At 44.5% G+C, this 12268-nt stretch carries 11 protein-coding genes; 2 read left to right on the top strand and 9 right to left on the bottom strand.

All coding sequences use genetic code 11. The features are described from left to right. Positions 1-123: 123 nt before the first annotated feature. From B0682_RS01695 to B0682_RS01730, 8 genes are all read right to left on the bottom strand, one after another. Positions 124-768 (bottom strand): lysophospholipid acyltransferase family protein, encoded by a 645-nt coding sequence (locus B0682_RS01695; RefSeq protein WP_169832897.1) that lies wholly within the window; start codon positions 766-768, stop codon positions 124-126. Positions 769-825: 57 nt separating this feature from the next. Next, positions 826-2109, bottom strand: coding sequence for a sodium/glutamate symporter (locus B0682_RS01700; protein ID WP_078306377.1), 1284 nt, complete (start codon positions 2107-2109; stop codon positions 826-828). Positions 2110-2248: 139 nt separating this feature from the next. Further along, the gene (nqrF, locus tag B0682_RS01705; RefSeq protein ID WP_078306378.1) at positions 2249-3487 is read right to left on the bottom strand and encodes an NADH:ubiquinone reductase (Na(+)-transporting) subunit F; all 1239 of its coding nucleotides are present in this window, start codon (positions 3485-3487) and stop codon (positions 2249-2251) included. A 90-nt stretch (positions 3488-3577) separates the two neighbouring features. Beyond that, positions 3578-4186, bottom strand: a complete 609-nt coding sequence (gene nqrE, locus B0682_RS01710) for an NADH:ubiquinone reductase (Na(+)-transporting) subunit E (protein ID WP_078306379.1) — start codon at positions 4184-4186, stop codon at positions 3578-3580. Continuing rightward, positions 4186-4857 carry an NADH:ubiquinone reductase (Na(+)-transporting) subunit D gene (locus tag B0682_RS01715; RefSeq protein WP_078306380.1) on the bottom strand — a complete coding sequence of 224 codons (672 nt, stop codon included), beginning with the start codon at positions 4855-4857 and terminating at the stop codon, positions 4186-4188. Before B0682_RS01715 ends, nqrE begins: the two co-directional genes overlap by 1 nt. A 2-nt stretch (positions 4858-4859) precedes the next feature. Then, positions 4860-5714 carry a Na(+)-translocating NADH-quinone reductase subunit C gene (locus B0682_RS01720; protein ID WP_078306381.1) on the bottom strand — a complete coding sequence of 285 codons (855 nt, stop codon included), beginning with the start codon at positions 5712-5714 and terminating at the stop codon, positions 4860-4862. Continuing rightward, a complete protein-coding gene (locus B0682_RS01725) occupies positions 5695-6930 on the bottom strand; it encodes an NADH:ubiquinone reductase (Na(+)-transporting) subunit B (protein ID WP_078306382.1) in 1236 nt (411 codons plus the stop codon). The genes B0682_RS01720 and B0682_RS01725 overlap by 20 nt, the downstream gene beginning before the upstream one ends. A gap of 4 nt (positions 6931-6934) precedes the next feature. Beyond that, positions 6935-8284 carry a Na(+)-translocating NADH-quinone reductase subunit A gene (locus tag B0682_RS01730; protein ID WP_078306383.1) on the bottom strand — a complete coding sequence of 450 codons (1350 nt, stop codon included), beginning with the start codon at positions 8282-8284 and terminating at the stop codon, positions 6935-6937. 349 nt (positions 8285-8633) lie between these two features. On the opposite strand from B0682_RS01730, the gene hisA reads away from it, so the two are divergent. Together hisA and B0682_RS01740 are read left to right on the top strand one after the other, a co-directional pair. Continuing rightward, on the top strand, positions 8634-9389 hold the full coding sequence (gene hisA, locus B0682_RS01735; protein WP_143823236.1) for a 1-(5-phosphoribosyl)-5-[(5-phosphoribosylamino)methylideneamino]imidazole-4-carboxamide isomerase: 756 nt from the start codon (positions 8634-8636) through the stop codon (positions 9387-9389). Positions 9390-9563: 174 nt separating this feature from the next. Beyond that, the gene (locus tag B0682_RS01740; RefSeq protein ID WP_240494812.1) at positions 9564-11171 is read left to right on the top strand and encodes a mechanosensitive ion channel family protein; all 1608 of its coding nucleotides are present in this window, start codon (positions 9564-9566) and stop codon (positions 11169-11171) included. Positions 11172-11225: 54 nt separating this feature from the next. Here B0682_RS01740 and B0682_RS01745 read toward each other — a convergent pair whose 3' ends face one another. Beyond that, positions 11226-12254 (bottom strand): DnaJ C-terminal domain-containing protein, encoded by a 1029-nt coding sequence (locus B0682_RS01745; RefSeq protein WP_078306386.1) that lies wholly within the window; start codon positions 12252-12254, stop codon positions 11226-11228. Positions 12255-12268: the final 14 nt, after the last annotated feature.

Genomic DNA, 12268 nt, shown 5'->3' on the forward strand with positions numbered 1-12268 from the left:
CATTTTCTATTTGTCATTTTTTATTTATCATCAACGTCTGTGCATTGACATGATTAACCTGATAACCTGATGAAAATACAAATACCTTATTATTGACGCACCTTTTCTATTCATTTCTCTCTTCTATTTATTCATATCTTGCAGAGGCTTAGACATTTTATTGACATGTTTGCCCTGCACACCACGATAATAGTCATAAATTTTTGGTAAATCTGCGTCAATATCACCAGTTGGATAAAATAATGGCATAAAACGCACCTGCTTGGTTTGATAATCCATCGCCACAGGTAAGATGGGTACTTTTGCCCCCAATGCCAAATAATAAAAGCCCGTTTTCCAGCTTTCGGTGTAATCCCTAGTGCCTTCTGGGGCAAGTCCGAGCCAAAGCTGGTCTTCTTGCCAAAAACGGTCAATGGTCATTTGTAAAGTTGAGCCTTTTTGTTGCCTGTCTATGGAGATGATGCCCGCCCATTTTAAGAATTTACCCATCACAGGCACTTTAAACAACTCTTTTTTGCCCAATATTTTGATATCAACGTCTAATGCCAACAAGGTGGGAATGGCATAAACACCATCAAAGTTAGACGTATGTGGCACGGCAAGCAACACACATTTTTTAACATTGGGAATGTTGCCAACAATGTCCCAACCCAGCATTTTTAGAAATTTATCGGCATATTTGGCAATGATGGGGTTATGACGGCGTGGCACGTTGTCGCCAATGGCATTAGGGTCAATGGACGACATTGTGAAAGATAAGCTGGGCATGGGGTAAATACTCGGTTATAAAATGTGATTGACCTTTAGGCTATCATATCAACCTAATCACATAAATGGCAATTGAGTAAAAATCTGCAACACCGTGGCGTTGATGATATCCACAAAAAATGCCCCCACCATCGGCACAATCAAAAATGCTTTGGGCGATGGGGCATAACGGTCAGTGATGGCTTGCATGTTGGCGATGGCAGTCGGTGTTGCCCCTAAGCCAAAACCACAATGCCCAGCTGATAAGACAGCCGCATCGTAGTTTTTGCCCATCACACGGAAGGTTAAAAAATAAGCAAACGCTATCATCATCACCGTTTGTACCAATAAAATAATCAACACAGGACCTGCCAAATCTGCCAATTCCCACAGCTTAAGCGAAATCAACGCCATCGCCAAAAACAGCGATAATGACGCATTGCCCAACACATCAATGGCACGGTCAAACATATCAAAATTAAAGAATGTGGTCAGCACATTGCGAATGATGACCCCACCACCCAACGCCCAAACAAACGTCGGCAATTCAAACAAAGTGCCTTTAGCAACATCGGTCATGATGCCTGCAAATGCCAACGCCCCAGCGAACATCGCCAAAGTTTCAATGGTTGATGATGCGGTGATTAAACGAATGTTATCAGGTCTTTCAAAGATTTCTTTGGCTTTGCCATCATCATCTTCATGATGGCGGGTGCTATATAGCGATTGCTTTCCTGCCAACTTTTCGACATCAGTCTGATCGGTTTGATTGTCCTGATTCATCATTGGGCTGATGTTTAGATTTTTAATCAAGCGTTTGGCAACAGGGCCACCTATCAAACCACCTGCAACCAAGCCATAAGTTGCACAAGCAATGCCCAGCGTGGTCGCCCCAGTGATTTGATATTTTGACTCAAACACCGCCCCCCATGCTCCTGCTGTGCCATGCCCGCCTGTCAACGAAATTGAGCCTATCACCAAGCCCATCAATGGCTCAAGCCCCACAACCTTTGCCATTGCCACGCCGACGACATTCTGCACGATGATATAACCTGAGACCAGCACCAAAAACACCACCAACGGCTTGCCGCCTGCTTTCAGTCGCCCAAAGTCAGCACTTAACCCAATGGACGCAAAAAACATCAACATACAAGCAGTCTGTAGCTCTTTTTGAAAATTAAAATTGTATCCTAAGGTCAAATTAAGCACATAGACGATTATGGCAGCAACCAAGCCACCTGCCACAGGTTCTGGAATGTTAAAGTCAGATAAAAATTTGATGCGTTTGACCAAAAATCGCCCTAATAACAACACCAAAGTGGCTAAAATCAGCGTGTAGTAGCCATTTAATTCAAATTCCATAATTCATCTCATCATGATAAGTTAAAGTCAGCGATACGTTAAAATAAACTCAAACCGAACCACTCTATCAATAAAACAAGCCCCAATCAACATGGGGCTTATTTTAAACAAAAAGTGAATGTTACTAAAGGGGCATGGCTTAACCACCGAAGTCATCCAATAAGATATTTTCATCTTCCACCCCCAACGAATGCAACATGTCAATGACAGCAGCGTTCATGACAGGTGGTCCACACATATAAAATTCACAGTCTTCAGGATTTGGGTGGTCTTTAAGATAGTTTTCATACAAGACAGTGTGGATAAAGCCAGTGTATCCGTCCCAGTTATCTTCAGGTAAGGGGTCAGACAACGCCACATGCCATTCAAAGTTGTCAAACTCTTCTTCTAAGCTGTCATAGTCTTCCACATAGAACATTTCACGAATGGAGCGGGCCCCATACCAAAAGCTGATTTTACGGTCAGAGCTTAAGCGTTTAAGCTGGTCAAAAATGTGTGAACGCATCGGTGCCATGCCCGCACCACCACCGACAAAGACCATCTCAGCTTTGGTATCTTTGGCAAAAAACTCGCCATAAGGACCTGATACCGTTACCTTATCACCAGGTTTTAGACTAAACACCCAAGACGACATCTTACCAGGAGGAATGCCCTCAGGACCTCTTGGTGGAGGGCTTGCGATGCGAATATTAAACTTGATGATGCCTTTTTCGTCTGGATAGTTTGCCATGGAATAGGCACGCACCACCGTCTCATCAACCTTAGAGACATAACGAAACATGTTAAATTTTTCCCAGTCTTCACGATATTCTTCATCAATATCAAAGTCTTTATAATGCACTTCATGCGGAGGGGCTTCTAGTTGCACATAACCACCTGCACGAAAGTTGACCTCTTCACCCTCTGGAATTTTTAATACCAACTCTTTGATAAAGGTGGCAACGTTGTCATTAGAGACAACCTCACACTCCCATTTTTGCACATCAAAAAATTCTGGATCAATCTCAATTTTCATGTCTTGTTTGACCGCCACTTGGCACGCCAAACGCATGTTGTCACGGATTTCACCTTGGGTAAAATGCCCCTCTTCGGTGGGTAAAATTGAGCCACCACCTTCATTCACTTTACAGCGACATTGCCCACATGTGCCACCCCCACCACATGCCGAAGATAAAAAGATGCCTTCATTAGCAAGGGTTTGTAGCAGTTTGCCACCAGCAGGAGTGACGACATCATTATCTGGGTTATCATTAATGCGAATGGTGACATCACCAGAGCTGACCAATCGTGAGCGTGCCATCAAAATGATGGCAACCAAGCTCATGATAATCAGGGTAAACATGGCGACACCACCAATTGCAGTACCGAACGATTCCATGATACTTATTTCCTTAATTTATCTGAGAGTAAGGGGACAGTGCCAATCAACATCAATCAACCCTTACCAACATCAATATAAATGGCTAAATTATATGGACATACCGCCAAAAGACATAAAGCCCAGTGACATCAACCCAACGGTAATAAAGGTAATGCCAAGACCACGAAGCGGTGCAGGCACGTCTGAATATTTTAGCTTTTCACGAATGGCAGCCAACAAAGCAATGGCAATCGCCCAGCCCAAACCTGCTCCCACACCATAGGTAAGCGACTCGCCAAAGTTGTAATCACGCTCAACCATAAACAACACACCACCCATGATGGCACAGTTCACCGTAATCAAAGGCAAAAATACCCCCAAAGCGTTATACAAAGCTGGCACAAACTTATCCAAAAACATCTCTAAAATCTGTACCGTGGCAGCAATCAAAGCAATGTAACTCAGTAAGCCTAGAAAACTTAAGTCCAAGTTAGGGAAGCCTGCCCATGCCAACGCCCCATCTTTTAGGATAAATTGAAAGAGTAAATTATTTAACGGCACCGTAATCGCCATGACCACCACCACCGCCACGCCCAAACCTAGGGCAGTAGAAACCTTTTTGGATACTGCCAAAAAAGTACACATGCCCAAAAAGTAGGCAAGTGCCATGTTCTCAATAAATACTGACGTGATAAATAAACTGACATGAGCACCCATTAGTGACTTCCTCCATGAGACAAGCCTTTAGATTGTGGTTTCATCACAAACTCTGATTCTTCAACCTGTTCTGGCTTCCACAAACGCACCACAACAATGAACAAAGCAATGATAAAAAATGCTGACGGTGGCAACAATAACAAGCCATTGGGAACATACCAACCACCATCAGTGGCAGGATTTAATAGCTGAATACCCAACCAACTGCCTGCCCCCAACAGCTCACGGATACTGGCAACAAAAATCAACACCGCCGAATAGCCAAGCCCATTACCAATGCCATCTAAAAAGCTTGGGATAGGTGGATTGCTCATGGCAAAGGCTTCAGCACGACCCATGACGATACAGTTGGTGATGATTAAACCCACAAAGACGGACAAAGACTTACTGACATCATACGCCACTGCCTTAAGCACTTGGTCAACCACAATGACCAAAGAAGCGATGATCACCATCTGTACAATGATGCGAATCGATGAAGGAATCTTGTTACGGATAATGGAGATAAAAAAGCTTGAAAATGCCGTTACTAACGTCAACGCAATACACATCACCAACGCATTGGTAACGCTGGTGGTTACTGCCAATGCCGAACAAATGCCCAATATTTGCAACGCAATGGGGTTGTTATCAAATATGGGTTTGGTCAATATACTTTTGGTATCCGCCATGCTCATATCTCCTTATCTGTGCTTGAATTTATGCTGTTAGCGGTGGCTGCTGAAATTTGACCTTCTTTCATGTTATCCAAAAATGGCTTATAACCCCGCTCAGACAGCCAAAATTGAATGAAATTATTCACCCCACGCCCTGTCAACGTTGCTCCACTGATGCCATCGACATAATTTTCTTTATGGTTACCTGCTTTGGTCACACCAGTGGCAACATTGCCTTGTTCATCATAAGCACTGATGCCTTTCCATTGGGCCCGCCATTGAGATTCTTCAATGCGTGCGCCCAAACCGGGGGTTTCTTTATGAGAATAAAAACTGATGCCTTCGATGGTGTTCATGTCTGAGCCGATGGTCAAAAAGCCATAAATCGTTCCCCACAACCCATAACCATAAACGGGCAATACCACCGCCTCGGTTGCACCATCTGTCCCCTCTTTAACATAAACTTTGGCAAACTTAGGCACACGCCCAATATTGGCAGGGTCATCATCACCCAAGTCATTGCTCAGATTGGCTATCTTTGATGCCGAACTGGTGTCATAAGCGTTGACATCCTCAATGCCTGCTTGTTTAAGCTGTTCATCGGTGGCAACTTTGCCTGTCTGTAAATCAATGATGCGTGGCTCAAAGTCAGCAAACTTTTGCTTAACCACTTCGCTGTCATCTTCTTCTTGCAACTCACCTGCTGCCAATAAGATGTTTCTGTTACGGTCAAGATTAACATTTTCAGTTTGTTTGGGTTTTAACCCCACTGCCACTGCCGATACCAACACCGAACAGACCAAACACAAGGTTAAGGCAACGGCAATGGTACTTAAGTTATTACTTTTAGACTTATTTTTGGGCTGAGACATGACTCATTCTCCGTGCATTTTGGCGTTTGATGTTGGCTTGGGTAACAAAATAATCAAACAATGGGGCAGATAAGTTGGCGAGCAAGATGGCTAACATGATCCCCTCTGGAAAAGCAGGGTTAACCACACGGATAAGCACGGTCATAACACCAATCAAAATACCATAAAGCCAGCGTCCTTTATTGGTTTGGGCCGCTGACACAGGGTCGGTTGCCATAAACACAATCCCAAAGGCAAATCCACCCAACACCAAATGCCAATAAAATGGCATGCTCATCATCAGATTTTCTTCTGAACCAAACACATTGAACAGCAAGGCAGTAACCACCACGCCAATCACGCCGCCAGCCATGATCCGCCACGATGCGATGCGAGTCCAAATCAATCCAACCGCCCCAAGCAAAATCGCAAGGGTGGAGACCTCACCAATACTGCCTTGCATGTTGCCCAAAAAGGCATCTGTCCAGCTGATGGCTTGACCATAAGCATTGCTAAATTGCTCTGGTGTCACACCAATGGCCGCCAAACCCAATGGGGTTGCGCCAGAAAAGCCATCGATCGCCGTCCAAATGCTGTCACCTGACATATAAGCAGGATAGCTAAAGTACAAAAATGCCCGACCTGCCAAGGCAGGGTTAAGAAAGTTTTTACCTGTACCACCAAACACTTCTTTGGCAACCACAACCCCAAAAGTGATGCCAAGTGCCACTTGCCATAATGGAATGTCAGGGGGTAAACACAAGGCATAAAGCACAGAGGTGACAAAAAAGCCTTCATTGACTTCATGTCCACGCACCACCGCAAAAATAATCTCCCAAAGAATACCAACCACAAACGTAACAATGTAAATGGGCAAAAACTGCATTGCCCCATAGACAAAGCTTGCCCAAATGCTATTTGGGTCATAACCTGCCATGTTGGTGATGATGGTACGCCAACCTGTTGGCTCAAGCCCCAGCTGAGCGATTGCCATCAAGGCTTGATGACCAACATTGTACATTCCAAAAAACATCGCAGGGAAAGTACACAGCCACACGGTAATCATGATGCGTTTTAGGTCAATGCCATCACGCACATGTGCTGCTGAATGGGTGGTTGTGCCAGGTTGACGAAAAAAGGTATCAAACATCTCAAAGACAGCATAGTACTTCTCGTACTTACCCCCTTTTGAGAAAGCAGGGCCCATCTTATCAAACACATTATGGATAAACTTCATTGGATTAGCCCTCCATCTCAATGCGTGTCAAATTGTCACGCAATATGTCACCAAATTCATATTTACCTGGCGACACAAAGGTACACAATGCCAAGTCTTCTTCATCCAATTCTAACGCCCCAAGCTCCACCGCTTGTACGATGTCTTCAACAATCAAGGCTTTGAGCAACTGAGTGGGCAGATAATCTTGTGGCATCACCTCTTCAAACACCCCAATCGGTACCATGGCACGAGGTGAGCCATTCGACGATGTGGTGAAGTTGAATTTTTTCTTCATAAAGTGCGACACATAAATCGGCAATTTAGAGAAGCGATTTGCTCCCAAACTAAAAAAGTGCAAGGTAGGGCGTTCATACCCTTCTTCTAGCACGCTGACTTGATTGTGAAATCTGCCCAAATAGGCTGTGCTGGCAATGGTTTTACGCCCTGATAGCACCGAACCTGAAATAATGCGGTTATCGCCTGCCTTAAGCTGACCTTGGGTAATTTCATCTAACGCCACACCACGGTCGGTCGCCACCAAATGCGGTGTGGTAACCTGAGGCCCTGCAAGGCTAATCAAGCGTTTGGTAAAAAGTTTACCTGTGGTAAATAATTTACCAATGGCAATGACATCTTGATAGCCAATCGTCCATACGGTGACATGACGGCTAACAGGATGCAAAAAATGAATGTGTGTGCCTGCCAAGCCAGCGGGATGCACGCCAGCAAAGGCGTGGTATTCAGTGCGATTATTGGGTGCTGTTTTATCAATGCCAGATAAATTGGCATCGCCATGATGGCACACATAGGTGATGGGGGTCAGTGTTGAGATGACTGCCAAGCCATCATCAAAAGCTTGTCGTTCATGATTGATGAGCGTCATTGGGTTGACTGCCAAAGGGTTGGTATCCATTGCTGTGACAAACACCGCCTCAGGTCTGGAACCAATCTCTGGCGTGCGACTGTAAGGACGACTGCGAAATGCTGTCCATTCGCCTGATTTGATAAGCTGTGCTTCGACAACTTTTGTGTCCAAACTGGCAAGCTCATCACTGGCAAAGACATCAAAGGTAATCTCTTCACCATTTGGGTCAACCTCAATGACCAAGCTTTCAAACACACGACGCTCACCACGGTTAATGGCAATCACTTTGCCAGCGGCTGGGGCTGTGTAGATGACCCCCACCCGCTTTTTGTCTTCATAGATGGGTTGCCCTTTAGCAACCGTATCGCCTTCCTTAACATTCATGGTGGGCTTCATACCGACATAGTCGTAGCCCACTAAAGCAATATGGCGTGCCGTATGCTCAGTAATCTGATCGTTTGGCTCACCAGCAATGGGCACATCGAGTCCTTTTTTGATGGTAATCATAAGCAAACACTTGTTCTAACTAACTTAAAACACACCAGCCAAACCACTTACCAACCACTTAAAAAAAAGCTGAACGACTTTTAATATAACTCATTTTAACGTAACTGGAATAATGCCAATGATAACGCTGACCTAAACGCCTTGACAGCACGTTAAAATCAACTCGGTGGCGACTGACAACCAAAATATAAATGTAATATCATCTAGGATTATACGATAAATTCACCTAAAATTACAGTCAGATGTTATTTTTCATCATTTTTGTCTCAACTTTAGTCAATGCACGTCTAAAAACTGCCCATCTAAAAATAATGCTTTAAAAACAACACTCAAGGAAATCATCATGTCAATGTTGCCACCATCACCCCAATCTTGCCCCATCATCATTCCTGCCATTGACCTAAAAGATGGCAAATGTGTGCGTCTTAAACAAGGACGCATGAATGATGACACCATATTTAGCAATGACCCTGTGGCGATGGCAAGCCGCTGGGTGCGTGAAGGAGCAAGACGGCTACATTTGGTGGATTTAAATGGGGCGTTTGACGGTGTGCCTGTGCATAAAGAGGTGGTGGCAGACATTGCCAAAGCTCACCCAAAGTTGCCCATTCAGTTAGGAGGTGGCGTACGCAGCTTATCCACCATTGAGCATTATCTGAATGCAGGATTAACTGACATCATCATTGGCACAAAGGCAGTAGAAGAGCCAGCATTTGTCAAAGAAGCATGCCGTGAGTTTGCAGGGCATATCATGGTGGGGATTGATGCCAAAGATGGTATGGTCGCCACGCATGGCTGGGCAACGGTAACCGACATCAAGGCAGTGGAACTTGCCAAACACTTTGCGGATATGGGGGTGTCATCTATTGTCTATACTGACATTGCTCGTGATGGCATGATGCAGGGGGTTAATGTGGAGCAAACCATTCATCTTGCCAAACAAAGCGGTCTGCCTGTCATTGCTTCTGGCGGGGTAACCGACATCAGCGACATTCACACGCTCAAACCACATGCTCAATACCTTAAAGGCATCATCACAGGGCGAGCGATATATGAAGGCACGCTAGATTTGGGTGAAGCCCAAATGCTGTTGGACGCAGACTAAGCTGATATGTCATCAGCAAAGACACCGTTTTTTTGTGGTGTTATGATTAATGTTGATTATTAATATTAAATTTTATATTTATGCAAACAACATAAAATTTGACATAAATTTGACATCGCACAATTAAAATACAGTATCATAAAGAGATAAAAAACCACCCATTACCCATTAGCCATGAATAACTCATTAATGCGTCAAACTTTATTATCTTATCTTACCACCGTTGTGTTCATTGTCAGCAGTGGGCTGTTTGCCCCATCTGCCCATGCCGTTGCTGAAGAGCTATTGATGGTGGATACCATATTATCTGGCAATCAGTTATCTGGCAATCAGTCATCTGATGACCAGTTAGCCAACAACACAGCAACCGCCAATGATGACACAAGCTTACCCACGCCAACCGATGACATCGAAATCAACGGTACAATTGAAAGCAACCCTGCACTGATTAATGATGATAAGATTGCTGAACGCATTCGGGGGATTTTTGCTGAAGTAGATGGGCTGATGGCGGTCACAGTCACCGTCAATGAAGGGGTGGTAAAATTAAGTGGTGAAACCGCCAATGAAAAAAAAGCCACACAAGCGGTGAAACTTGCCAGCCGAGTCAGCAACGTGGTCACGGTGGAAGATGGCATCAGTCGCACGCTGGACGTACAAGACAACGTAACCCCCGTACTTAATAATCTATACATCAAAGCCAAAGGTTGGCTAAGGGCGATGCCTTTGATGTTAGTGGCCATATTGGCGTTTGGATTGATGGCATGGTTTGGCGGTTGGCTTGCCAATCGCAATAATCTTTGGCAACGCATCACGCCCAACCCTTTTGTGGCAGAACTTTTGGCTCAGACCGCCAAAGTGATTTTTATCATTTTGGGGTTAATATTGGGCTTAAGCTTGATGGGAGCAGAAGCCATCATCGGCACTCTGTTAGGCGGTGCTGGGGTGTTGGGGATTGCCGTGGGTTTTGCGGTGAAAGACACCATCGAAAATTACATTGCGTCGTTGATGCTCAGCATCAGGCAGCCATTTCGCTCTCGTGACCATGTGGTGATTAATGACCATGAAGGCATTGTGGTGCGTTTAACCAGCCGTGCAACCATTTTAATGACATTAGACGGCAATCATTTACGATTACCAAACTCAGAAGTATTTAAAGGCACTATCCTAAATTACAGCAAAAACCCAGAAAGACGTTTTACCTTTGAGCTGGGTGTAGATGCCAACAACGACCCATTAGCCGCCATTAAAGTGGGATTAGATGCCATTGATGGGTTAGAATTTGTGCTAAAAGAACCCAAAGCAACGGCCGTCATTAAAGAAGTGGGGGATTCAAACATCTTACTTGGCTTTCAAGTTTGGGTAAACCAAACCACAACTGATTTCTCAAAAGCACGCAGTGTCGCCATTCGTGAGACCAAACATGCCCTTGAAAATAATGGCTTTAATTTACCCGAGCCCATTTATATGATGAACTTTGACCAAACATTAGAAGATGCCATCATTAATCTTGCCAGCCACTTTACCACCAATCATTCAATCACAAGCGACAAACCCATCGCCCCATCAATGAACACAAATAAGACAACACTTAGCACAGCAACCGACAACAACCAAAAACAACTTGCCAAAGAACGTGCCAAGAAAATCTTGGCATGTCAAGACATTGATGCGGTATTAGACACCGCCCCTGACCCCAATCTGTTACAGAAAGTGGAAGCAGAAATCCAAGGCAATGATGGAGAAAAAGATTTACTCAGTCATCATAGCCCACAAGAATAACGACCTATAAGAATAACAGCCCATAAACCGTATGGGATATTTAATGTGGGATATTTAATGACTGTAAACCGCTTTTAACTGCTCATACGCTTGTCTTTGTGCATCATTGTCAATGGTTGGGGCGGTGATGTTTAAGGTGAGATACAAGTCGCCCACGTCGTTGGCAGGAATGCCCTTGCCTTTAAGCCGTAAATTACTGCCTGACTGACTGCCTGCAGGAATGGTTACGCCAAAACTGCCTGCTGGTGTCTGCACGGTAATGTGTTCACCCAACGCCACTTGCCAAGGGGTAACGTTAATGGTTTGATACACATCTGCTCCATCAATGCGTATGCCATCAGCCTGTTTTATTTTTACCTTTAATAACAAATCGCCATTTGAACCACCGCTTAAACTGACAGCCCCTTGTCCTGTCAGGCGGATTTGCTTACCTTCGGTGATGCCTTTGGGAATTTTAATTTTTAGCGTCTTGTCTTGATTTTGGATATGACCGTCAGCCCCACGTGTGGGAACGCTTAAGCGAACATGATAATCATCGCCTGTATACACTGATGCCAATTCCACTTCAATCTCAGCATGCTGGTCTTGACCACTGTCCCCAAAACCATATGAACCAGCTGGGTCAAATCCTGCATCAAAATTAAAGCCGTTTGCTCTTGACCCAGCAGACCCAGATTGTGATGATTTACGTCTGCCAGAGCCAAATGCAGATAAAATGTCATCAAAGCGAAAACTACCACTGGTAAACGGTGAATTTTCACCAAACTGGTCCTTTAAATCTTCCCATTTAAATCCGCTCCCTTGTGTGCGACCGCCAAAACCAAAACCACCGCTTTTTGTGCCACCAAACCCGCCAGCTCTGGCAAATGGATTAGACAACATGGCATCATATTCGGCTCGTTTGTCTTTGTCCTTTAGGGTTTCGTAAGCGTTGTTGATTTCAGCGATTTTTTCATCGGCATCAGGAGCATCGCTGACATCTGGGTGATATTGTCGCACCAGTTTGCGATAGGCTTTTTTAATGTCAGCTTCGGTGGCGTTTTTACTCACCCCTAGGCTGTCGTAGTGGGTTTTATCACTCATAATTTTCCTTTTTT

This window comes from Lwoffella lincolnii, from assembly GCF_002014765.1.
Lineage (GTDB): Bacteria > Pseudomonadota > Gammaproteobacteria > Pseudomonadales > Moraxellaceae > Psychrobacter > Psychrobacter lincolnii.